Annotated in this window: 16 protein-coding genes; 13 read left to right on the top strand and 3 right to left on the bottom strand. The window is 71.5% G+C overall.

Annotation, left to right across the window (positions count from 1 at the left end):
- The first annotated feature begins 61 nt into the window (after positions 1 to 61).
- Positions 62 to 430, top strand: coding sequence for a hypothetical protein (locus tag ACE3QY_RS09845; protein WP_374455831.1), 369 nt, complete (start codon positions 62 to 64; stop codon positions 428 to 430).
- A gap of 5 nt (positions 431 to 435) precedes the next feature.
- Here the strand turns inward: ACE3QY_RS09845 and ACE3QY_RS09840 are convergent, their stop codons facing one another.
- Positions 436 to 1347 (bottom strand): helix-turn-helix domain-containing protein, encoded by a 912-nt coding sequence (locus ACE3QY_RS09840; protein ID WP_374455830.1) that lies wholly within the window; start codon positions 1345 to 1347, stop codon positions 436 to 438.
- A gap of 252 nt (positions 1348 to 1599) precedes the next feature.
- On the opposite strand from ACE3QY_RS09840, the gene ACE3QY_RS09835 reads away from it, so the two are divergent.
- Both ACE3QY_RS09835 and ACE3QY_RS09830 read left to right on the top strand, forming a co-directional pair.
- On the top strand, positions 1600 to 1734 hold the full coding sequence (locus ACE3QY_RS09835) for a hypothetical protein (RefSeq protein ID WP_374455829.1): 135 nt from the start codon (positions 1600 to 1602) through the stop codon (positions 1732 to 1734).
- An 84-nt stretch (positions 1735 to 1818) separates the two neighbouring features.
- Positions 1819 to 2568, top strand: a complete 750-nt coding sequence (locus ACE3QY_RS09830; protein ID WP_374455828.1) for a hypothetical protein — start codon at positions 1819 to 1821, stop codon at positions 2566 to 2568.
- A 19-nt stretch (positions 2569 to 2587) separates the two neighbouring features.
- On the opposite strand, the gene glgP is transcribed toward ACE3QY_RS09830, so the two are convergent.
- The gene (gene glgP, locus ACE3QY_RS09825) at positions 2588 to 5170 is read right to left on the bottom strand and encodes an alpha-glucan family phosphorylase (RefSeq protein ID WP_374455827.1); all 2583 of its coding nucleotides are present in this window, start codon (positions 5168 to 5170) and stop codon (positions 2588 to 2590) included.
- Between the two features lie 116 nt (positions 5171 to 5286).
- On the opposite strand from glgP, the gene ACE3QY_RS09820 reads away from it, so the two are divergent.
- The 8 genes from ACE3QY_RS09820 (at position 5287) to ppdK (ending at position 20685) form a co-directional block, all read left to right on the top strand.
- Positions 5287 to 9123, top strand: coding sequence for a M36 family metallopeptidase (locus ACE3QY_RS09820; protein ID WP_374455826.1), 3837 nt, complete (start codon positions 5287 to 5289; stop codon positions 9121 to 9123).
- 87 nt (positions 9124 to 9210) lie between these two features.
- Positions 9211 to 11205 carry an alpha-1,4-glucan--maltose-1-phosphate maltosyltransferase gene (locus ACE3QY_RS09815; RefSeq protein ID WP_374455825.1) on the top strand — a complete coding sequence of 665 codons (1995 nt, stop codon included), beginning with the start codon at positions 9211 to 9213 and terminating at the stop codon, positions 11203 to 11205.
- Between the two features lie 23 nt (positions 11206 to 11228).
- Positions 11229 to 12959: a maltose alpha-D-glucosyltransferase gene (treS, locus tag ACE3QY_RS09810; RefSeq protein ID WP_374456015.1), complete on the top strand. Its 1731-nt coding sequence runs from the start codon at positions 11229 to 11231 to the stop codon at positions 12957 to 12959.
- Complete coding sequence (locus ACE3QY_RS09805) at positions 12956 to 14350, top strand: hypothetical protein (protein WP_374455824.1); 1395 nt, start codon at positions 12956 to 12958, stop codon at positions 14348 to 14350. The genes treS and ACE3QY_RS09805 overlap by 4 nt, the downstream gene beginning before the upstream one ends.
- Positions 14347 to 16227, top strand: coding sequence for a 1,4-alpha-glucan branching protein GlgB (gene glgB / locus ACE3QY_RS09800; protein ID WP_374455823.1), 1881 nt, complete (start codon positions 14347 to 14349; stop codon positions 16225 to 16227). Before ACE3QY_RS09805 ends, glgB begins: the two co-directional genes overlap by 4 nt.
- A gap of 282 nt (positions 16228 to 16509) precedes the next feature.
- The gene (locus ACE3QY_RS09795; protein WP_374455822.1) at positions 16510 to 17238 is read left to right on the top strand and encodes a TetR family transcriptional regulator C-terminal domain-containing protein; all 729 of its coding nucleotides are present in this window, start codon (positions 16510 to 16512) and stop codon (positions 17236 to 17238) included.
- Positions 17239 to 17248: 10 nt separating this feature from the next.
- Positions 17249 to 17992 carry an NUDIX domain-containing protein gene (locus ACE3QY_RS09790; protein ID WP_374455821.1) on the top strand — a complete coding sequence of 248 codons (744 nt, stop codon included), beginning with the start codon at positions 17249 to 17251 and terminating at the stop codon, positions 17990 to 17992.
- Positions 17993 to 18006: 14 nt separating this feature from the next.
- Positions 18007 to 20685: a pyruvate, phosphate dikinase gene (ppdK, locus tag ACE3QY_RS09785; protein WP_374455820.1), complete on the top strand. Its 2679-nt coding sequence runs from the start codon at positions 18007 to 18009 to the stop codon at positions 20683 to 20685.
- On the opposite strand, the gene ACE3QY_RS09780 is transcribed toward ppdK, so the two are convergent.
- The gene (locus tag ACE3QY_RS09780) at positions 20671 to 21603 is read right to left on the bottom strand and encodes a tetratricopeptide repeat protein (protein ID WP_374455819.1); all 933 of its coding nucleotides are present in this window, start codon (positions 21601 to 21603) and stop codon (positions 20671 to 20673) included. The two genes, ppdK and ACE3QY_RS09780, sit on opposite strands and share 15 nt — an antisense overlap.
- A 58-nt stretch (positions 21604 to 21661) precedes the next feature.
- Between ACE3QY_RS09780 and ACE3QY_RS09775 the strand changes: the two genes are divergently transcribed.
- Positions 21662 to 22249, top strand: coding sequence for a GtrA family protein (locus tag ACE3QY_RS09775; RefSeq protein ID WP_374455818.1), 588 nt, complete (start codon positions 21662 to 21664; stop codon positions 22247 to 22249).
- Between the two features lie 102 nt (positions 22250 to 22351).
- Positions 22352 to 23077: an SDR family oxidoreductase gene (locus tag ACE3QY_RS09770; RefSeq protein ID WP_374455817.1), complete on the top strand. Its 726-nt coding sequence runs from the start codon at positions 22352 to 22354 to the stop codon at positions 23075 to 23077.
- Position 23078 lies beyond the last annotated feature (1 nt).

Genomic DNA, 23078 nt, shown 5'->3' with positions numbered 1-23078 from the left:
TTGGGCCGGACCGCGGGCATCTCCGACAATGTGTCGTAACAACGAGCTCGGAGGTGGTCGCATGGCGCAGACCGTTCCCGCCCGCCGCAAGGAGAAGGGCCGCGGCCACCTGCTCGACCTCGACGCCCCCCGCGTGGTCGTGAAGGACCCCGAGGGCGACGCGCGCGACCTGGCCCGCGTCCAGCGCTGGGTGATGTCGACCCTGGCCGTGACGACGATCCTCCACCTCGTGGTGGGCCTCGTCGTCGCCGCCGTGACCCTCGACGACGCGCCGCTCAGCTCGCAGGTGGGCCTCGCCGTGGTCGCGGGCGTCTTCGGCGCGATCGCCGTCGGGGTCGGCCGGGCGATCCACGGCAGGAGCATCGTGTCGCCGTGGCTCCTGCTCGGCGTCGTGCCCACGCTGGTGGGCCTCTGGCTCGTGCTCGGCTGACGAGGTCAAGGCGTCGGCTGGGCCACCCACTCCATCGGGTCGCCGGCGTCGAGGTCGGTGACGCCGAGGGTCTCGAAGGCGCCGAGCACCACGAGGCGTCGTACGGCGGCGAAGGTGAGCACGTGCGCGACCATGCCGCCGTAGGAGAACACCCGCACCGGCTCGCACGTCGCATCGACGAAGGTGTCGTCCAGACGACCTTCCTCGACCGTCGTCCGCACCTGGGCCAGGAACGCCGACCCCTCGTCGGCGAGCTCGCGGCGCAGCGTGCTGATCGACTTGCCGCGCTCCTGGTCCCAGTCGTAGCGGCGCTGCTCGGTCGCGGCGTTCCACTGCGCGAGCTGGCCGACGAGGCGGCCGAGCACGGAGCGAATGGTCATGTCGTCGTCGATGGTGCCGATCGGCACCTCGATCGGGGCGTCGAGCTGCTCGTCGCTCAGCCGGGCGGCGCGGTCGAGCATCTCGCTCGTCAGCCAGAGGTGGTGCTCGATCATCCGGGTCAGCAGGTCCATGGCGGTCACCTTTCGGGCGGTGGGCAGCCGGAGGCTGCCCGGTGGGTGGAAGTGCACCTGGCTCGCGGACCGGATCTGGGTGCGGGTCGGTGCGTGACGCCAGCGGCTGGGCGCGGCGCCGTAGGCCCGTGCGAACGCGCGGGTGAACGCCTCGTGGGAGCCGAAGCCCGCCTCGATCGCGACGTCGAGCACCTGCCGGTCGGTGGTGACCAGCACGTACGCCGCCCGCTCCAGCAGCAGCCGCCGGCGCATCTTCTCCGGTGGCTCACCGCCCGCAGCGGACACGACGCGGTCGAGGTGGTGGCGCGAGAGGTGCAGCCGCCGGGCCCGCTCCTCGCTGCCCAGGTCGAGGGTCTCGGCCAGGGTGGCGAGGAACTCCCCGAAGGTGTCCGTCGCTGTCGTCATGCCCTCACCCTCCCCACCGGCGTACGTCCCCGCTTGATCGTGCTTGCGCAGTACGACCGGCCAGCCGGTCGAGGGCCTGGTGCTCGCGCCGCCACCCAACCACCCCGGCGCCCGCTGGTCGAGGGATCCGGCCCCCGCCCCCATCCGGGAACCACCGGGGGGCGAATACGTAGAAAACCCGATGCGCGGGGCGTGCCGGCAGGCGCACGCTGTCAGGACCACCACCCCCCGACCACCGAAGGGAGACACGCCATGTGGGACACCGTCGAGAACACCAGCAGCCACCTCAGCCATGACGTGCCGTGCCCGCGGTGCGGGCACGCCACGCACACCTACCTGCCGTGCAGCGACACCTGCGGGTGCCGGCGGTCGATCCCGGTCGGCTGACCGCGGCGGACTGTCAGGGCGCGGGCACCACGAACTTCGGCGTTCCACCCGCTGGTCCCCGCCGCTCGTGGCACCCTTCCCCGCGTGATGACCTCTCGGAAGCTGTCGACGCTCCTCGCGACCGTGGTCGGGGCCGCACTCCTGGCCGGCTGCGGCGCTGACGCGGACGCCGCAGGCAGCTCGACGCCCGCGCCCGACCGGTCGCCCACTGCGCCCGCGACGACCCCGTCCGAGGCGCCCGTCGACCCGGACGCCCTGGTCCGGCCGGTGGAGGTGCGTCGCGCCGACCTGCCCGAGGGATACGGGGCGGACCAGTTCCAGCGGGGCGACGAGGTGGAGGGCCAGGTCAGCCTCGACCTGTGCGCGGCCACCTTCCCGAGCGAGCAGCTGCGCACGGCCCGCCACCAGGTGCGCTACGCGCTCGAGGGCCTCGACCCGTCCGGGAGCGACGACCTCTCGGACAGCGCGTGGGTGTCCACCGAGACCGTCGCCTACCGTCCCGGTGGCGCCGAGCAGGCCATGCAGGAGCTGCGCGACGCCGTCGCGTCCTGCCCGAGCGGCTACGTCCCGTCGGTGATCGCGAACGTCCCCGACCTCCGCACGACCATCACCCCGATGCGGCCGGCCGCCGGGTGGCAGGCCGACCACCTCGCCGTCGTGAACACCATCGAGTTCCGGACCGGTGAGTCCCTCCGCCTGGCGCTGGTCTACCAGCGGCGCGGCGACGTGCTGGCCATGGTCTACGTCCCGGCCGGTGTGCGAGGCCGTGGCGAGGGCCTGGCGCGACGGACGGCCACGCTGCTGAGCGAGAGGCTCGCCACCGCCCTGCCGTGACCGCCGCGCGCGCCGCCCGTCAGGCGGGCTCGGTGACCAGGCCCAGCTCGGCGACCGAGGCGAGCGCCTCGTTGCGCGGGACGGCGCGCACCGTGTAGCCGAACGCACCGGAGTGGTCGAGCAGCACGGCCGCGTCGAAGCGGTGGCGGTTGCCGTCGTAGGACTCCCCCACCAGCATCGGCGTGACCGAGGTGCTGGTCAGCACGTCGTCGGAGCCGATCCTGCCGTGCACGACCTGGACCTCGACGTCGTCGGGCGACAGCGAGCCGAGCGCCACCCACGCGCGGACGGCCAGGGTGGCACCGACCTCGGGCGCGTCCCCGACGCCCTCGGAGTCGACGTGCTCGACCCGGACGCCGGGCCACGCGGAGCGGACCTCCTGCTTCCAGCCCGACAGCGTGCGGGCGCCGGCGTAGTCGGAGTTCAGCGTGCGGGCGGTGTGCGCCGCCGGGGCGTAGAGCTCGCGGACGTAGTCGCGCACCTGGCGGGTCGCGAGCACCTTCGGACCGAGCGACTTCAGTGTGTGGCGCACCATCTCCAGCCAGCGCGGCGGGACGCCCTCGTGGTTGTGCTCGTAGAAGCGCGGGGCGACCTCGTTCTCGATGAGGTCGTAGAGGGCCGCGGCCTCGAGGTCGTCACGCCGGTCGGGGTCGTCGATGCCGTCGGCCGACGGGATGGCCCAGCCGTTGTTGCCGTCGTACCACTCGTCCCACCAGCCGTCGAGGATCGAGAGGTTGAGGCCGCCGTTGAGCGCGGCCTTCATGCCTGAGGTGCCGCACGCCTCGTAGGGGCGCAGCGGGTTGTTGAGCCACACGTCGCAGCCGGGGTAGAGCGGCTGCGCCATCGCGATGTCGTAGTTGGGCAGGAAGGCGATGCGGTGGCGGATCTCCGGGTCGTCGGCGAAGCGCACCATCTCCTGGATGAGCCGCTTGCCGGTCTCGTCGGCCGGGTGCGCCTTGCCGGCGATGACCAGCTGGATCGGGCGCTCGGGGTCGAGCAGCAGCTTCCGCAGCCGGTCGGGGTCGCGGAGCATCAGGGTGAGCCGCTTGTACGTCGGCACGCGGCGCGCGAAGCCGATGGTCAGCACGTCGGGGTCGAGGGCGGTGTCGATCCAGGTGGACTCTGCGCGGGCGAAGCCGCGCTTGGCCGCCGACTTCGCCATCCGGCTGCGGGCGTCCTCGATGAAGCGGGTGCGGAGCGTGCGCTTGAGGTCCCAGATCTCGCGGTCGCTGATCTGGTCGACCAACGGCCAGAGCGCGTCGGTGTCGTCGCCGTCGACGTCGGCACCGCGGCTCGCGGCCAGCTCGATGACCTCGCGGGCGATCCAGGTCGGGCCGTGGACGCCGTTGGTGATCGAGCTGATCGGCACCTCGGCCTCGTCGAAGGCCGGCCAGAGGCCGTTGAACATGCCACGCGACACGTGGCCGTGGAGCTGGGAGACGCCGTTGGCGCGCTGCGCGAGGCGGAAGCCCATGACGGCCATGTTGAAGACGCCGGCGTCGCCGCCCTCGTAGTCCTCGGCGCCCAGGGCGAGCACCCGCTCGACGGGCACGCCGGGAGTCGGCGAGTTGCCACCGAAGTACTGCTCGACGAGCTCGCGCGGGAACCGGTCGATGCCCGCGGGGACCGGCGTGTGGGTCGTGAAGACCGTGCCGGCGCGGGAGACCTCGAGCGCGGTGTCGAAGTCCAGCTGCGGGCCGCCCTCACCGACGGTGAGCTCGCGGATCCGCTCGACGCCGAGGAAGCCGGCGTGGCCCTCGTTGGCGTGGAAGACCTCCGGCGCCGGGGCACCGGTGATGCGCGACCACACCCGCAGGGCACGCACGCCACCGACGCCGAGGAGCAGCTCCTGGCGCAGCCGGTGCTCGGAGTTGCCGCCGTAGAGCCGGTCGGTGACGTCGCGGTAGTGGGCGCTGTTGTCCTCGATGTCGGTGTCGAGCAGCAGCAGCGGCACCCGACCGACGTGCGCGACGAGGATCCGGGCCACCAGGTCCGGGCCGTCGGGCAGCGCGATCGAGACCGTGGCGCGGCTGCCGTCCGGCTCGCGGAGCACGGTCAGCGGCAGCTCGTCGGGGTCGAGGACGGGGTAGCTCTCCTGCTGCCAGCCGTCACGGTCGAGCGCCTGCTTGAAGTAGCCGTGGCGGTAGAACAGGCCCACGCCGACCAGCGGGATGCCGAGGTCGGACGAGGCCTTCAGGTGGTCACCGGCGAGGATGCCGAGGCCTCCGGAGTACTGCGGCAGCACCGACGTGATGCCGAACTCGGAGGAGAAGTACGCGATCGCGCGGGGCGCGTCGTCGCCGGCCTTGCGGGCGTACCAGCGGTCCTCGGAGAGGTAGCGCTGCAGGTCGGCCTGGGCGGCGTCGAGCCGGGCCCGGAAGTCGCCGTCGTCGACCAGCTCGTCGAGGCGCTCGCGGCCCACCGCACCGAGGAAGCGCACCGGGTCGCCCGCCACGTCGCGCCACAGCTGCGGGTCGACGGACGCGAAGACGTCCTGGGTGGGCGGGTGCCACGACCAGCGCAGGTTGCCGGCCAGGACGGACAGCGCACCCAGCGGCTCGGGCAGGACAGGACGGACGGTGAATCGACGAAAAGCTCGCACGATCCTGCACGCTAGGGCATTTCTTGGATCGATCCAACCCGTCCCTTGCAGCCCCCGCCTGTCACACCACGACGACGGGCGCATAACTCGCGGGTAGGTTCCGCAGTTGGTGCGGCATGACCTCGCCCCGAGCACGTCTCGGCCGCACCATCATCGCGGCCACCTCGATCCTCGCGATCGCCACCCTCACCACGATCGCCGCGCCGGCCACCGCCGAGCCGCAGACGGTCACGCCCGGCCCCACCCCCGCCGACGTACGCACGCTCGGTGATCCGGTCGCCGGCCCCGCCGACGTCGACTCCCGCGGCACGGCCGTCCCCACGGCCGCGCAGGAGTCCGCCGTCACGGCGCTCGGCCCTGTCACCGCGCGCTGGAACTCCCTCGGCACCCCCGCCTCGATCCTCCCGGCGTCGGGCAGCCTCGGCGCGGCCCCCGGCGCGGCCGCGGACGGCGCGCGCTCCTGGTTGCGCGGTCACGCGGCCGTGTTCGGCATGACCGCCTCGGACGTCGACGGGCTCGTGCTGGTCAGCGCCCAGAAGCTCGCCCAGTCGGATGCCCGCGCGGTCCTCTTCCGGCAGGACTTCGACGGGCTGGCCCCCGCCCTCGGCGGCCTGGTCACCGTCGGCGTCGCGGACGGCAGGGTCGCCTACGTCTCCTCCTCCCTCGCCCGGACGACCGGCACGCTGCCGGCGGCCACCCTCACGCCGCTGCAGGGCTGGCTGAAGGCAGCCACCGACCTCTCCGTCGGCGTCCCGGCCGGGCAGGTCGCCGACATCACCACGACCGTGAGCGGCGAGTGGACCCGCCTCACCGTGCCGGGCTTCGCCCAGGAGCAGCAGGTGCGCCTGCGCGCGCTGCCGATGGCCGACGGATCGGTCCGGCCGGTGCTCGAGGCCAACGTGGTCAACGCCGCCGGCGCGACGGCCCTCGGCTTCACCTCGCTCGTCGACGCCGTGACCGGCGAGGTGCTGGCGCGCCACAACCGGGCGGAGAACTTCGCCTACAACGACGTCTTCACCGGCGCCGTGACTGCGACCGAGTGCGGCCCCAAGCACCCCTTCGACCTCGAGGACGACCTGACCCGCAGCATCACCGCCGTCGCGACCGGGGTCCCCCTCGACGACTTCACCGTGAAGATCTGGCAGGGCGACGACGTGCTGGTCACCGGCGACCTGGCCACCAACCCCGAGGTGGCGACGTACTCCTCCCCCGAGATCCCGGCGGGGACGTACTCGGTCCAGGTGTGCCCGTTCGACGCGGCGTCGGTCACCGTCGGCCAGTACGCCCTCGCGGTGACCACGAGCGACACCGCCGCCCCCGGCACGGGCGACCTCGCCGCCAACCCGCAGTGGCGCTACTTCACCGCCAACCCGACGCTCGACTCCCCCGACCAGACGCCGACCAACTCGGTCGTCGGCTGCTGGCGCCTCACCGACGCTCCCTCTGACGACGCGTGCACCACGCCGCCCGGCGAGCTCCGCAACATCGCCGCCTTCGGGCCCTGGGACACCATCGGCGCGCTGTCGACCTTCACCACGGTCGGCAACAACGCCAACACCCACGAGGCGTGGGCGAGCCCGCTCACGCCCGGCGGCCTGCTGCAGGCACCGGTCTCCGCCGATCGCCACTACACCGGTGAGTTCACCGACGCGTGGAACAACAGCCGCTGCGACACCGCCCAGCTCGTCCCGGGCGGCAACGACATCGACGCCTCGGTGGGCAACCTGTTCGTCGCGCACAACCGCATGCACGACTACTCCTACTACCTCGGCTTCACCGAGGAGAACTACAACCTGCAGTCCGACAACGGCAGCCGCGGCGGCGTCGCCGGCGACCCCGAGGTGGGCAACGCCCAGGCCGGCGCCACCACCGGCGGCAGCCCGAGCTTCCTCGGCCGCGACAACGCCAACCAGATCACGCTGCAGGACGGCACCCCGGGCATCACCAACCAGTACCTCTTCGAACCGATCGCCGGCGCCTTCTACGCGCCCTGCACCGACGGCGGCCTCGACATGGGCATCGTCGGTCACGAGTACACCCACGCCATCAGCAACCGCATGATCGGCGGCCCGGACGAGGGCATCACGTCCGAGCAGGGCGGGGCGATGGGCGAGTCGTGGGGCGACCTGGTCGCCGGCGAGTACCAGTTCGCCCACGGCTACAGCAACGGCGGCAACGTCTGGGCCGTCGGCGCCTACGCCACCGGCAACACCGAGACCGCGATCCGCGACTACTCGATCGACGACAACCCGCTCAACTACTCCGACTACGGCTTCGACTCCACGGGTCCCGAGGTCCACGCGGACGGCGAGATCTGGAACGGCACGATGTGGGAGGTCCGCCAGGCGCTCGTCGAGAAGTACGACGCCGAGTTCCCCTACGACGACGCTTCGCTCCAGCTGGAGTGCGCCGACGCCACGGCGACGGCCACCCCGCGCCCGGCCGACGCCTGCCCCGGCAACCGACGCTGGGTCCAGCTGGTCTTCGACGCGTTCCTGCTCCAGCAGGGGTCGACGTCGATGCTGGACGCGCGCGACGCGATGCTCGCCGCGGACCGGATGCGCTTCGGAGGCGAGAACCAGGACGCCATGTGGGCCGCCTTCGCGCGCCGCGGCATGGGCGTCGACGCACGCACGGCGGACGCCGACGACGACGAGCCGACACCGGGCTTCGCGACCCCGACCGGTCCGGGATCGACGATCACCTTCGCCACCACCGGCGAGTCGAAGATCTTCGTCGGGGACTACGAGGCACGCGTGACGCCGGTGGCCGACACCGACCCGGGCACCGAGCTCGGCTCCAGCGCCCGGTTCACGCCCGGCACCTACGACATGGTGGCCGTCTCGCCCGACCGCGGCTTCACCCGCTGGACGATGAAGGTCCTCGCGGACGGCGCGGCGCGCACCGAGACCGTCGGCGACGTGGTCAACCTGGCCAGCAGCGCCGCCGGCGCCTCGGTCATCGCGGCCACCGACGGCTCGCTCAACGCCGAGGCGCTGATCGACGGCACCGAGGCCACCAACTGGGGCGGCGTGACCGAGGCCCAGGTCGACGAGTCCCACCCGTCGGTCGCGGTCGACCTCGCCGGCGACGTCAGCACGGTGAAGCGGGTGCAGGTGAGCGCCTACCTCACCCCGGCCCCCGCCTCGCCGACCGACATCCCGCTGGCCCAGGACGACCCGGACTCGGGCTCGCGCTTCACCGCGCTGCGCCAGTTCGCGCTCGAGGCGTGCACCGCCGACTGCGACTCGGACGACGCCACCTGGACGCCGTTCTACACCTCACCCGCCGACGCCTTCCCGAGCGAGCTCCCCCGACCGGTGGCGCCGACGCTCAACCTGCGGGAGTTCGACGTGCCCGACACGGAGGCCGCTGCCGTACGGCTGGTGACGCTGGAGAACCAGTGCACCGGCCAGGAGGCCTACGCCGGCCAGCAGACCGCGAGCGCCACGGTCCTCACCGACTGCAAGGAGGGATCCGACCGCGGCACGATCGTCCACGCCGCCGAGCTGCAGGTCTTCGGTGAGGCGCCGACGCTGCCGCAGCAGCCCGGCGAGCCGACGACGGACACCGGGACGGGTGGCGGGACCGGTGGCACGGGTAGCACGGGCACGACGCCCACCGCGGGCACTGCGCCCACCGCGGCACGCGTCCGGCCCACCGTCTCGCTGACCGTGCGCCGCAAGCTCCAGACCGCGGCCAACCGGGCGCCGAAGCTGCTCATCGACGTCACCTCGAGCAGCGACCGGCCGGGTGCGGGACGCCTCGTGCTCGTGGTCGACGGCGAGAAGTGGCGCACGGTCCGCACGACGACCGGCCACGAGCGGGTGACGGTGACCAAGCGGCTGCTGCGCGGGCGGCACACCGTGCGGGTCCGCTTCCGCCCCGACGACCGCACGGCGTTCCGTCCCGCCCGCAGCCGCGTGCAGCGGATCGTCGTGACGGGCCGGTGACCCGCGTCGCGGGCGAGCACCCCGGCGGGTGAGACCACGTCCGTCACGGGTTGCGTCCGGCACCCGACCTTCGCAAGTGTGGGGGTCATGGTTGGACGCATACCCGTGATGGATGTTTCCCCCGTCGTCGACCTGGGCCGCCTCGCGGCCAAGGCCACGGTCGGTGAGCCGATGCCGGTCCGGGCCAGCGTGTTCCGAGAGGGCCACGACCAGCTGGGCGCGGAAGTCGTCGCCATCGACCCGAGCGGCAGCCGGCGCGCCCCGGTGCGGATGTGGCCCTACGGCGACCAGCCCAACCGCTACGCCGCCCACGTCACGCCCGACACCGAGGGCGAGTGGACCTTCGAGATCCAGACCTGGTCCGACCCGATCGCCACCTGGCAGCACGACGCCGGCATCAAGATCCCCGCCGGCGTCGACGTCGAGCTGATGTTCACCGAGGCCCGGCTGCTGCTCGAGCGGGTCGCCGCCGGCACCGGCGCCGACAAGCTGGACAAGACGGCCGACGCGCTCGTCGCGGGTGCCCGCAAGGCCGCCGAGGACACCAGCCGACCGGTGGCCGCGCGGCTCGCCGCGCTCCAGGACCCCGAGCTCGACGCCGTGCTCCTGGCCCACCCGCTGCGCGAGCTGACGACCGTCACCGGGCCGTTCCGCTTCCGCGCCGACCGGGTCCGCGCGCTCTTCGGCAGCTGGTACGAGTTCTTCCCCCGCTCGGAGGGCGCCACCAAGGACGCGAAGACCGGGAAGGTCACCACCGGCACGTTCCTCACCGCGATCGACCGCCTCGACGCGGTCGCCCAGATGGGCTTCGACGTGCTCTACCTGCCGCCGATCCACCCGATCGGCGAGGTCAACCGCAAGGGCCCCAACAACACCCTCACCCCCGGTCCGGACGACACCGGCTCGCCGTGGGCGATCGGCAGCAAGGACGGCGGGCACGACGCCATCCATCCCGACCTCGGCACGTTCGAGGACTTCGACGCCTTCGTCGCGCGGGCCGGCGAGCTCGGTCTCGAGGTCGCCCTCGACCTCGCGCTGCAGGCCGCGCCCGACCACCCGTGGGTGAAGACGCACCCGCAGTTCTTCACGACCCGCGCCGACGGCACCATCGCCTACGCGGAGAACCCGCCGAAGAAGTACCAGGACATCTACCCGATCAACTTCGACAACGACCCGTCCGGCATCTGCCGCGAGGTGCTGCGGATCGTGAAGCTGTGGATGTCCCACGGCGTGCGGATCTTCCGCGTCGACAACCCGCACACCAAGCCGCTGGCCTTCTGGGAGTGGCTGCTCGCCGAGGTACGACGTACGGACCCGGACGTGCTGTTCCTGTCCGAGGCCTTCACCAAGCCCGCGATGATGCACGGCCTGGGCGCCATCGGCTACCACCAGAGCTACACCTACTTCACCTGGCGCACCGGCAAGCGCGAGATCGAGGACTACCTCCGCGAGGTCTCGAGCGAGTCCGACCACCTGATGCGGCCGAACTTCTTCGTCAACACCCCCGACATCCTCCACGCCTACCTCCAGTACGGCGGGCCGGCGGCGTTCAAGGTGCGCGCCGCCCTCGCGGCCACGGGATCGCCGAGCTGGGGCGTGTACGCCGGCTACGAGCTGTTCGAGCACGTGGCGGTGAAGCCGGGCTCGGAGGAGTACCTCGACTCGGAGAAGTACCAGATCCGGATCCGCGACTGGAAGAAGCACGACGCCGAGGGCACCACGCTGGCGCCGTACATCACCCGGCTCAACCAGATCCGGCGCGAGCACCCGGCGCTGCAGATGCTGCGCAACGTCACCATCCACGAGAGCGAGGACGACAGCGTCCTGGTCTTCTCCAAGAAGGCGAGCCTGCCCGACGGAGGGGATGACGTCGTGCTCAGCGTCATCAACCTCGACCCGCACGGCGCCCGCGAGACGATGGTCCACCTCGACATGCCGGCCCTCGGGCTGGGCTGGCACGACTCGTTCGTCGCCCACGACGAGATCACCGGCGCCGACTGGAGCTGGAGCCAGCACAACTACGTCCGGCTCGACCCCGGCCACGAACCCGCCCACGTCATCACCGTCAGGAGGACGCGTTGAGCGACCACCACACGTCAGCCGAGATGCCGGCCGACGCCACGGCCGCGACCGCGGTGCTCAACGCCGAGCCCGAGTGGTTCCGCACGGCGGTCTTCTACGAGGTGCTGGTCCGGTCGTTCCGCGACTCCAACGGCGACGGCACGGGCGACTTCAAGGGCCTCATCGAGAAGCTCGACTACCTCGAGTGGCTCGGCGTCGACTGCCTGTGGGTGCCGCCGTTCTTCACCTCGCCGCTGCGCGACGGCGGCTACGACGTGGCCGACTACAACAACATCCTCCCCGAGTGCGGGACGGTCGACGACTTCCACGAGTTCGTCGACGCCTGCCACCAGCGCGGCATCCGGGTGATCATCGACTTCGTCATGAACCACACGAGTGACGCCCACCCGTGGTTCCAGGCCAGCCGCAGCGACCCGGACGGCCCCTACGGCGACTTCTACGTCTGGTCCGACACCGACGAGCTCTACCAGGACGCCCGGGTGATCTTCGTCGACACCGAGCCGTCCAACTGGACGTGGGACCCGGTGCGCCAGCAGTACTTCTGGCACCGGTTCTTCCACCACCAGCCGGACCTCAACTTCGACAACCCGAAGGTCCACGACGCGATGCTCGAGTCGATGGCGTTCTGGCTCGACATGGGCCTCGACGGCTTCCGCCTCGACGCGGTGCCCTACCTCTACGAGCGCCCCGGCACCAACGGCGAGAACCTCAAGGAGACCCACGACTTCCTGAAGAAGTGCCGCAGCTTCGTCGACGAGCACTACCCCGGCCGCGTGCTGCTGTGCGAGGCCAACCAGTGGCCGGCCGACGTGGTGGAGTACTTCGGCCCGGAGCAGACCGCCGACGGCCGCTGGATCGGCACCGAGTGCCACATGGCCTTCCACTTCCCCGTGATGCCGCGCATCTTCATGGCGGTGCGCCGGGAGTCGCGCTTCCCGATCTCGGAGATCCTCGAGCAGACGCCGGCGATCCCGGACGGCTGCCAGTGGGGCATCTTCCTGCGCAACCACGATGAGCTGACGCTGGAGATGGTCACCGACGAGGACCGCGACTACATGTGGTCCGAGTACGCCCACGACCCGCGGATGAAGGCCAACATCGGCATCCGCCGACGCCTGGCGCCGCTGCTGGACAACGACGTCAACCGGATGGAGCTGTTCACCGCGCTCCTGCTCTCCCTCCCCGGCTCCCCCGTCCTCTACTACGGCGACGAGATCGGGATGGGCGACAACATCTGGCTCGGTGACCGCGACGGCGTGCGCACCCCGATGCAGTGGACGCCCGACCGCAACGCCGGCTTCTCCTCCGCGACGCCGGGCAAGCTGCACCTGCCGGCGATCCAGGACCCGGTCTACGGCTACCAGTCGGTCAACGTCGAGGCGCAGCTGGAGAACACCTCCTCGCTGCTCCACTGGACCCGGCGCCTCGTGCACGCCCGCCGCCGGCACCCGGCGTTCGGGCTCGGCGACTTCACCGACCTCGGCGGCTCCAACCCCAGCGTGCTGTCGTACGTCCGCGAGCACGGCACGGGCGAGGACCGCGACGTCATCCTGTGCGTCAACAACCTGTCCCGCTTCCCGCAGCCGGTCGAGCTGGACCTGCGGCACTGGGAGGGGATGGTGCCCGTCGAGCTGCTCGGCGGCGTCCCGTTCCCCGCGATCGGCGAGCTCCCCTACCTGCTGACGCTCGGCGGCTACGGCTTCCTGTGGCTGCGACTCACCGACCAGACCATGACCCAGGGGGTGGAGGCGTGAACCACGAGCTCCAGCACTGGATCGCCGAGGCGCGCTGGTTCGCGGGCAAGGGCCGCGACTGGAGCCTGGCGTCCGTACGACGAGTGGGCGAGCTGCCCGACCCGCCGGCAGGCGTGCGGGTGGTGATCGAGCTGGCCGAGGTCGCCTTCGGTGACGAGACCGAGCTCTACCAGCTGCCACTCGCCTACTACGCCGAGCCGCAGGAACGCATCGCGCACGCCCTGATCGGCGAGTGGGACGACGAGGACTTCGGCCACGCGTGGGTCTACGACGCCGTCCACGACCGCGAGTCGATGGCGCTGTGGCTCCGCGCCTTCGCCGCGCCCCCGGCCAGCACCTCCCGCGGGCTGCTCGACTTCCACTCCCTCCCGGGGCACGACCTCGACCTCGAGGCGCACTCCACGCTGTTCTCCGGCGAGCAGTCCAACTCCTCGGTGGCCTTCGGCGAGGACTCGCTGATGAAGGTCTTCCGCAAGGTGACGCCGGGGGTGAACCCCGACATCGCCATCCACCAGGTGCTGACCGAGGCCGGCTCGACGCACGTCGCCTCCCTCTACGGCTGGCTCGACCTCGTCGACGACGAGGCCGGCGGCACCGGCTCGACCATCCAGCTGGCCATGCTCCAGCAGTTCCTGCGCACCGCCAGCGACGGCTGGGACCTGGCCCTGGCGAGCGTCCGCAATCTCTTCGCCGAGGCCGATCTGCACGCCGACGAGGTCGGCGGCGACTTCGCGAGCGAGGCGGCCCGGCTCGGCGTCGCCCTGGCCGAGGTCCACGCCGACCTCGCCGCGCACTTCCCGGTCGAGGAGCGCGACGCCGCCGCGATCGACGCCCTGGCGACCGCGATGGAGGGCCGGCTCGACGCCGCCCTCGACGTCGTACCGCAGCTGGCGGAGCACGAGGCGGCGCTGCGCGAGACGTTCGGGCGGCTGCGTGCGCTGGACCACGTCGACGTGCAGCAGGTCCACGGCGACCTGCACCTCGGCCAGACGCTGCGCACCAGCCTGGGCTGGAAGATCGTCGACTTCGAGGGCGAGCCCGCCAAGCCGCTGGCCGAGCGGCTCAAGCCCGACTCGGCGTGGCGCGACGTCGCGGGGATGATCCGCTCGTTCGACTACGCGCCACGCGTGGTCGCCATGACCGGGGCCGGTGCCGACAACGGCGGTGAGACCGAGCAGCGCGCCTACCGCGCGGCCGAGTGGTCCGGGCGCAACCGGGCAGCGTTCCTCGACGCGTACACCGCCGAAAGGGGTACCGGGCTGGACGAGCAGGCCGCCACCCTGCTCGACGCCTACCTCGCGGACAAGGTCGTCTACGAGGCCGTCTACGAAGCACGCAACCGTCCGGGATGGGTCTCCATCCCGCTGGCAGCGTTGGGAGAGACCACATGAGCACCAGCACGAACGCCCCCGGCGAGCTCGACCTGCACCTGATCGGTGAGGGTCGCCACGAGGAGCTCTGGACCGTCCTCGGCGCCCAGGTCACCGACGACGGCACGTCCTTCCGGGTCTGGGCGCCCAACGCCATGGAGGTCCAGGTCGCCGGCGAGTGGGCCGGCTGGGACGGAGCGGCCCACCCGATGACGCGTCTCGACGGCTCGGGCGTGTGGCACGTCCACGTCGCGGGCACCGGCGTCGGCGCGCAGTACAAGTACCGCATCCGTGGAGCCGACGGCCGGTGGGTCGACCGTGCCGACCCGATGGCGCAGTACGCCGAGAAGCCGCCGAGCTCGGCGTCCCGGGTCTGGCGCTCCGAGCACCAGTGGTCGGACGACCCCTGGATCGAGGCACGGCGCACCAAGCAGCCCGTCGACGAGGCGATGTCCACCTACGAGGTCCACCTGGCCTCGTGGCGCAAGCACTACAGCGGCGAGCTCTACTCCTGGGACGAGATCGCCGACGCGCTCGTGCCCTACGTCGCCGACCTCGGCTTCACGCACGTCGAGTTCATGCCGGTCATGCAGCACCCGTTCGGCGGCTCGTGGGGCTACCACGTGACGTCGTACTTCGCGCCGGACTCCCGCTTCGGCGACCCCGACGGCCTCAAGCGCCTCATCGACCGCCTGCACCAGGCCGGCGTCGGCGTCATCCTCGACTGGGTGCCCGGGCACTTCGCCACCGACGAGTGGGCGCTGGCCCGCTTCGACGGGACGCCGCTCTACGAGGACCCCAACCCCCAGCGCGGCTGGCACAAGGAGTGGGGCTCGCACATCTTCAACTTCGGCCGCAACGAGGTCCGCAACTTCCTCTACGCCAACGCGGTCTACTGGCTCGAGGAGTACCACGCCGACGGCCTGCGGGTGGACGGCGTGGCCTCGATGCTCTACCTCGACTACGCCCGCGAGCACAGCGAGTGGTCGCCCAACAAGTACGGCGGTCGCGAGAACCTCGAGGCCGTGCAGTTCCTCCAGGAGATGAACGCCACCGTCTACAAGCGCGTCCCCGGCATCGTCACCATCGCCGAGGAGTCCACCGCCTGGCCGGGCGTCACCGGCCCGACCAGCGACGGCGGGCTCGGCTTCGGCTTCAAGTGGAACATGGGGTGGATGCACGACTCGCTCAACTACGTCTCCAAGGACCCGCTCTACCGCAGCCACCATCACGGCCAGATGACGTTCTCGCTCGTCTACGCCTTCGCGGAGAACTACGTCCTGCCGATCAGCCACGACGAGGTCGTGCACGGCAAGGGCTCCCTCCTGCGCAAGATGCCCGGCGACCGCTGGCAGCAGCTGGCCAACCTGCGCGCCTACCTCGCCTACATGTGGGCGCACCCCGGCAAGCAGCTGCTGTTCATGGGCTGCGAGTTCGGCCAGGAGTCCGAGTGGGCCGAGAGCCGCGAGCTCGACTGGTGGCTCCTCGAGCACCCGGAGCACGCCGGCGTCCACGCGATGGTGCGCGACATGAACGCCGCCTACGCCGGCACCGGTGCCCTCTGGGGCCGCGACAACGACCCCGACGGGTTCGCCTGGATCGACGCCAACGACGCCGGGCGCAACGTCTTCTCGTTCGTACGCCGCTCCCCCGGCCACCCCGACCTCGTCTGCGTCGCCAACTTCGCCGGCCAGCCGCACGAGGGCTTCCGGCTCGGCCTGCCCTCGCCCGGGACGTGGTCGGAGGTCCTCAACACCGATGCCGAGTCCTACGCCGGCTCCGGTGTCGGCAACCTCGGCTCCATCACCGCCACCGAGGGCGACCACCACGGCCAGCCCGCCCACGCCGACATCGTGGTGCCTCCCCTCGCCACGGTCTGGTTCCGCAAGGACGCCTAGCCGTACACCTGGCCCACCCGCGGTCCTGACACAGCCCGCGCCAGCACCCACGGCCCGTTCCTGCGTGTGGTGACACACCCTGCGCCAGCTCTCGCGCCCGTGTCCTCCGCAACCCGACACAGGGCGTGTCGACACAGGCCGTTCCTCGCCGTGGGTGCTGACCGCGGGTGTGCCACAAAAGGTCGCCCTCCGCCGTGGGTGCTGGCCAAGGGTGTGTCAGCACCCGGCCCCGCCTGTGGAGAGCGCGATGCGGGACGCAGCGATCGTTGCTCGAATGGGGGCGTGCCCAAGATCATCGACTACGGCGGCCGGTTCGCGTTCTTCGAGCTCGCCAGCTTCACCCTCGTGCGTGACCACGGCGTCGACCGGCTGAGCCGGCACGGTCTGGCCAAGGTCCTCGGCACGTCGATCAGCACGGTCCGCCGGCTGCTCAACCCGGAGGCCGACCTGCGCAACCTGGCCCTCAACGAGGTGGCCGTACGGCGACGCGGTCGGATCGGGCGGCGTCCGTCCAGCACCGGTGTGGACGCGGGCGCAGCCATGCTCGCGCCGCTGATGCCGACCTGCCCTGCCGCCATCGCCGACGAGCTCGTGTGGTGGCGTCTCGCAGTGGCGGCGCCATCGACGGCGGCGATGCCGGGCGACCACGAGGACGACGAAGGTCCGCTGCACCACCGCTTCGCGATGGCCAACCACGGCTACGTCCCGAGGGACGTCCTGCGGCTTGACATCGAGGCCCCGCGCTCCGCCACCGACGTCGACGGTGAGGTCGACCGGGTCGTGCTCGCCCGGCAGGAGCGCCACGACGACGTGGCCGCACGCCTGGTCGACGTGGTGCGGGTCGTCGCTCCGGAGGTGGGTCGTGAGGAGGCCGAGCGCTCCGCGGCGCTGCTGCGGCCGCTCGTCGACGGCCTGGGCATCGAGGTGTGCCTCGGCCACCTCACCCCGGCCGAGGCAGTGGAGGTCGCGCGCTCCCATCTCCAGGGCCTGCTCCTCTCACGACCTCGTTAGGGTGGGGCGGGTGGGCGACCCGATCAGCGTGACGACCGTGGCCGAGGGCGTGGCCAGGATCCAGTGGCAGGGCGAGCCCAGCGTCGACGAGCTCCGGCGCGAGGTCGCGGCCGCGCTGGGCGACCACCAGCGGGTCGAGACGCTGGTCGGCCTCGACGACCGCGCCGCGCAGCGCACCGCCACGTGGGCGGGGCTGCTCAAGGAGGGCGTCAGCCGGGGTCTCACCGTCGACGGCGAGGTCGCCGACCGTGTGGTCTACGCGCGGGTGCGCGAGGACCGGCCCGTCGACCACCCCGAGGGCTTCCGGTCGCTGCTCAACTCGTTCCTCCCCCGCAAGCGTGCCATCTCGCAGATGCTGGTGCGCGACGACGCCGGTCGCGTGCTGCTGTGCCAGCTGACGTACAAGCGCGACTGGGACCTGCCCGGCGGGGTCGTGGAGGTCGGCGAGTCGCCGCGGCTGGCTGTGCAGCGCGAGGTCGAGGAGGAGCTCGGCCTCGACCTCGAGCCCGGCGGCCTGGTGCTCACCGACTGGCTGCCGGCGTGGGGCGGCTGGGACGACGCCGTGTGCCTCGTCTTCGACGGCGGCACCCACCCCGCCGCGATCCTCGACGGCGTGGTCAAGCAGGAGCGCGAGATCCGGAGCGTGCGGTTCTGCACGCTCGAGGAGGTCGACGAGCTCGCGGCCGACTTCACCGCCCGCCGGGTCCGGGCGGCAGTCGAGGGTTCCCAGCCGTATACGGAGTCCGGTCGCTGAGGCAGGATGCCTACATGACCTGGGTGTACGACTTCGCAGAGGGAAGCAAGGACCAGAAGGACCTCCTGGGCGGCAAGGGCGCCAACCTGGCCGAGATGACCAACCTCGGCCTGCCCGTCCCACCGGGCTTCACGATCTCCACCGAGACGTGCCGCGCCTACCTCGCCGAGGGCGGGGAGCCGGATGGTCTCGCCGAGGAGGTCACCGAGCACCTCGCGTCGCTCGAGGAGGCGATGGGCAAGAAGCTCGGCGACGCCGACGACCCGTTGCTGGTCTCCGTGCGCTCGGGCGCCAAGTTCTCGATGCCCGGCATGATGGAGACGGTCCTCAACGTCGGGCTCAACGACACGTCCGTGGGCGGCCTCGCGGCCCGCAGCGAGTCCGAGCGGTTCGCCCAGGACTCCTACCGCCGGCTGCTCCAGATGTTCGGCGGCACCGTGCTGCACGTCGACTCGGAGCTGTTCTCCGAGGCGCTCGACGAGGTGAAGAAGGCCAAGGGCACCGAGAACGACCTCGACCTCGACGCCGACGACCTGCGCGGTCTCGTGGAGACCTTCAAGGGCATCATCAAGACCGAAACCGGTCGCGACTTCCCGCAGGACCCGCGCGACCAGATGGACCTCGCCATCCGCGCCGTCTTCGACTCGTGGAACACCGACCGGGCGCGGCTCTACCGCCGCCAGGAGCGGATCCCCGAGGACCTCGGCACCGCGGTCAACGTGCAGGCGATGGTCTTCGGCAACTTCGGCATGGACTCCGGCTCCGGCGTGGCCTTCACCCGCGACCCCGCCAGTGGCAACCAGGGCGAGTACGGCGACTACCTCCAGAACGCCCAGGGCGAGGACGTCGTCGCCGGCATCCGCAACACCGTGTCCCTGGCCGACATGGCCGAGATCGACCGGAAGTCCCACGACGACCTGATGACGATCATGACGCGGCTCGAGCGCCACTACCGCGACATGTGCGACATCGAGTTCACCGTCGAGCGCGGCAAGCTCTGGATGCTCCAGACCCGCGTCGGCAAGCGCACGCCGGAGGCGGCGTTCCGCATCGCCGTGCACATGGTCGACGAGGGCATGATCCAGATGGACGAGGCCGTGCTGCGCGTCACCGGCGACCAGCTGGCCCAGCTGATGTTCCCGCGCTTCGACGAGTCCGCCGACCGCACCCTGCTCGCGAAAGGCATGAACGCCTCCCCCGGCGCCGCCGTCGGCAAGGCGGTCTTCGACTCCGACACCGCCGTGGAGTGGGCCGACAAGGGCGAGGACGTCATCCTCGTGCGCAAGGAGACCAACCCCGACGACCTGCGCGGGATGGTCGCGGCCCGCGGCATCCTCACCAGCCGTGGCGGCAAGACCTCGCACGCCGCCGTGGTCGCCCGCGGCATGGGCCGGACGTGCGTGTGCGGCGCCGAGTCGCTCGACGTCGACACCAGGGCCAAGGAGTTCCGCGTCCGCGACGGCGAGACGATCCGCGAGGGCGACGTCATCTCCATCGACGGCACGACCGGCGAGGTGTTCGCCGGCGCGGTGCCGGTGGCCGACTCCGTCGTCGTACGCCACTTCGAGGGCGAGCGGATCGACGACGACCTCGCCCAGGCGGTCGCGCGGATCATGGCGCACGCCGACGGCGCCCGGCGCCTGCGCGTGCGCACCAACGCCGACACCCCCGAGGACGCCGCCCGCGCCCGCCGCTTCGGCGCCCAGGGCATCGGCCTGTGCCGCACCGAGCACATGTTCCTCGGCGAGCGCCGCGCGCTGGTCGAGAAGCTCATCGTCGCCGAGGACGAGGCCGGCGTGGAGGCCGCCCTCGACGAGCTGCTCCCCCTGCAGAAGCAGGACTTCACCGAGATCCTCGAGGCGATGGACGGCCTGCCGGTGACGATCCGGCTGCTCGACCCTCCGCTGCACGAGTTCCTGCCCGACCTCACCGAGCTCAGCGTCGAGGTGGCCCTCGCCGAGGAGCGCGGCGAGGTCGACGAGCACGCCGCCAACCTGCTGACGCACGTGCGCCGGCTCCACGAGCAGAACCCGATGCTCGGCCTGCGCGGCGTCCGCCTCGGCATCCAGATCCCCGGGCTGTTTCGCATGCAGGCGCGCTCGATCGCCGAGGCCGCCGCCGACCGGATGGCAGCCCACGGCACCCCACGGCCCGAGATCATGGTGCCGCTGGTGGCCAGCGTCCGCGAGCTCGAGATCGTCCGCGCCGAGATCGACCAGCAGATCGCCGAGGTCGAGGAGGAGCGCGGGATCAAGCTCGACATCTCCATCGGCACGATGATCGAGCTGCCGCGGGCTGCCTTCCTGGCCAACCGCATCGCCAAGTCCGCCGACTTCTTCTCCTTCGGCACCAACGACCTGACCCAGATGGCGTGGGGCTTCTCCCGCGACGACGTCGAGGCGTCGTTCTTCTCGCGCTACTTCGAGCACGGCATCTTCGACGTCTCGCCGTTCGAGTCGCTCGACCAGCTCGGTGTCGGCGGCATGGTCGAGATGGGCACGAAGAAGGGTCGCAAGACCAAGGCCGACCTCAAGGTCGGGGTGTGCGGCGAGCACGGCGGCGACCCGCTGTCGGTCCACTTCTTCGACGAGGTCGGTCTCAACTATGTCTCGTGCTCGCCGTTCCGCGTGCCGGTCGCCCGCCTCGAGGCCGGACGCTCGGTGCTCGGGAAGCGGGACTCAGAAGAGCGCTGAGGCCAGGTTGCGACGGCCCGCGAGCACGCGCGGGTCGTCGTTGCCGACCGCGGCGAAGAGGCCGAGCAGGTGGTCGCGGGCCTTCTCACGGTCCTTGTCGGCCGTCCGGGCGACGAGGTTCACCAGCCGGGTGAAGGCGTCCTCGACGTGGCCCCCGAGCATGTCGAGGTCGGCGACGAGGGTCTGCGCGTCCACGTCGTCGGGGCTCTCCGCCGCGGCCGCACGGGCCTGGTTGAGGTCGACGCCCTGGGTGCGCTGCATGACCTTGGCCATCGCCAGCCCGCCGGCCGCTTCGGCGTCAGCCGGGTTGGCGTCGACGAGCTTCTGGTACTCGGCGACCGCCGCGTCGATGTCACCGGCCGCGAGAGCGTCCTGCGCCGGGGCGTAGCGCGGGTCGACCACCTCCTCCTCGCCCTCGGCGGCGGGGGCCGCGGAGCGGGGCTGGTGCCGGCCGGTGATCCCCTGTGCGGTGAGCTGCTGGCCGACCTGGGTCAGCGCCGTGCGCAGCTCCTCGAGCGGCAGCGGGTCCTGGAACAGCGGCATCGGGCGGCCGTCCACGACGGCGACCACGAGCGGGATCGAGGGGATCTGCATCGCCTGCGCGATCTGCGGCGCGGCGTCGATGTCGACGAGGCCGAGGAGGTAGCGCCCCTCGTGCTCCCCGACGACCGTCTCGAGGTCGTCGGCGAGCTGGCCGCTCTCCGGCATCCGGGTGCGCGAGTAGAACACCAGCAGCACCGGTGCGGTCATCGACTGCTCGAGCAGGCCCTGGAAGTTCTTCTCGTCCACGACCACGCTGTACGACGACCCTGCCGCCGCTCCCCCGCCCGCCGGCGTACCGGCCTGGGGTGGGCGCGCGGGCTGTCCGAGCCCGGAAAGGTCGATGGCACCTGGACGACTGAACGGCTGCTGCGTCATGGGGCAATCCTAGGGAGAGCGCCCACGCAGCGCCGCCCCGGTCGGTAGCCTCGTCCGTATGGGACCTCGGGGAGCCGCGCTGTCGACGCGCCACCGCCGCAACCTCGGGCTCCTCGCGCGCTTCGGGGTGGTCGGCGCGTCCGGCGTCGTCGTCAACATGGTGACCCTCATCGTGCTGCGCAAGGTCGGCCCCCACTTCGACGAGGCCGTGGTCGGGCTGGGCACCTCGGAGTTCAACCTGCGCTGGTACCACGTCTACTCCACCATCGCGTTCCTCGTCGCCAACCTCTCCAACTTCCAGCTGAACCGGTCGTGGACCTTCCAGAGCAGCCGGCACACGCGCTGGTGGAAGGAGTACTGGCCGTTCCTCGTGGTCGGCCTCGGCGGCCAGGCAGTGGGCCTGGCGCTCCTGACCCTGCTCATGCACCCGCACTCACCCGTCAGCCTCCCGACCGACGTCTTCGACGACTCCACCGGCCTGCGCAACCGTCTCTACTGGTCCCAGCTGATCGTGATCGCGCTGGTGACGCCCCTGTCCTTCGTCCTCAACAAGCTCTGGACCTTCGCCGCCGTGCGGACCGGTCGCCTCGACCTGCTGACTGCGCAGCAAGAGGAAGAAGTGATGGCTGGGAAGGATGTGGTCTGAGCGTGCCGAACTGTGTCTCGACTGAGCACAGCCTCACCTATCTAGGCGCCCCTACCGCGTGGTAGAAAATCCCCCGGGTTCGACGGAGGGGCGACAGCAGGGATGAGCACGGGGTCGTACGACTTCACCGGCTACGAGGTGCTGGTGATCGGGGGGACGCGGGGCGAGGGTCACACCATCGCGACCGCCTTTGCGAGGTCCGGTGCGTCCGTGACCGTGACCGGCACGATGATGCTGCGCGCGCTCTACGACACCGACCTGTCGGCGTTCGACTACGAGTCGGTCAACCTCGCCCGCCAGGAGTCGATCGACAACCTCGTCGGGGTGATCGGCCACATCGATGTGCTCGTGCTGGCGGCATCGTGCAACCTGCCGTTCGGCCTGCCGGCCAGCGAGCAGGCCTTCGTCGCCGAGGCGGCGCGGTCCGGCCTGCTCGGCCCCACGTTCCTCACCACCCGCATGCGCCTCAAGCTGAGCCAGAGCCCCGCGCTGGGCGGCGGCTGCGTGATCAACACGGGAGCGGTCGCCACGTGGCTCGAGCTCTCCTCGACCCCGGAGGCCGCCCAGGCCCAGCTCGTCGAGTCGACGGTCCGCGCGGGCGAGCAGTGGTCCGGCCTCGGCGTCCGGGTGAACACCGTGCTCCAGCGCCACCGCTCGGTGCTCCCCCGCCAGTACGCCCCGGTGGCCGCGTCGAGCCACGGCAGCCGGCTCTCCGGCGACACCCTCGTCCGCACCCAGCGGATGAGCGAGGCGGTGGCCGAGAGCACCTTGTTCCTCGCCAGCAGCGCAGCCTCGCGCATCACCGGCCAGACGCTGCGCCTGAGCTGAC

It is taken from the genome of Nocardioides sp. (genome assembly GCF_041913365.1).
Lineage (GTDB): Bacteria > Actinomycetota > Actinomycetes > Propionibacteriales > Nocardioidaceae > Nocardioides.
This window is presented reverse-complemented; position numbering and strand designations above follow the sequence as displayed.

Coding starts and splice junctions, on each gene's coding strand:
- ACE3QY_RS09770 (WP_374455817.1), top strand. CDS start 22,352: ATGAGCACGGGGTCGTACGACTTCACCGGCTACGAGGTGCTGGTGATC.
- ACE3QY_RS09835 (WP_374455829.1), top strand. CDS start 1,600: ATGTGGGACACCGTCGAGAACACCAGCAGCCACCTCAGCCATGACGTG.
- ACE3QY_RS09815 (WP_374455825.1), top strand. CDS start 9,211: ATGGTTGGACGCATACCCGTGATGGATGTTTCCCCCGTCGTCGACCTG.
- ACE3QY_RS09775 (WP_374455818.1), top strand. CDS start 21,662: ATGGGACCTCGGGGAGCCGCGCTGTCGACGCGCCACCGCCGCAACCTC.
- ppdK (WP_374455820.1), top strand. CDS start 18,007: ATGACCTGGGTGTACGACTTCGCAGAGGGAAGCAAGGACCAGAAGGAC.
- ACE3QY_RS09780 (WP_374455819.1), bottom strand. CDS start 21,603: ATGACGCAGCAGCCGTTCAGTCGTCCAGGTGCCATCGACCTTTCCGGG.
- ACE3QY_RS09820 (WP_374455826.1), top strand. CDS start 5,287: ATGACCTCGCCCCGAGCACGTCTCGGCCGCACCATCATCGCGGCCACC.
- ACE3QY_RS09840 (WP_374455830.1), bottom strand. CDS start 1,347: ATGACGACAGCGACGGACACCTTCGGGGAGTTCCTCGCCACCCTGGCC.
- glgB (WP_374455823.1), top strand. CDS start 14,347: ATGAGCACCAGCACGAACGCCCCCGGCGAGCTCGACCTGCACCTGATC.
- treS (WP_374456015.1), top strand. CDS start 11,229: ATGCCGGCCGACGCCACGGCCGCGACCGCGGTGCTCAACGCCGAGCCC.
- ACE3QY_RS09845 (WP_374455831.1), top strand. CDS start 62: ATGGCGCAGACCGTTCCCGCCCGCCGCAAGGAGAAGGGCCGCGGCCAC.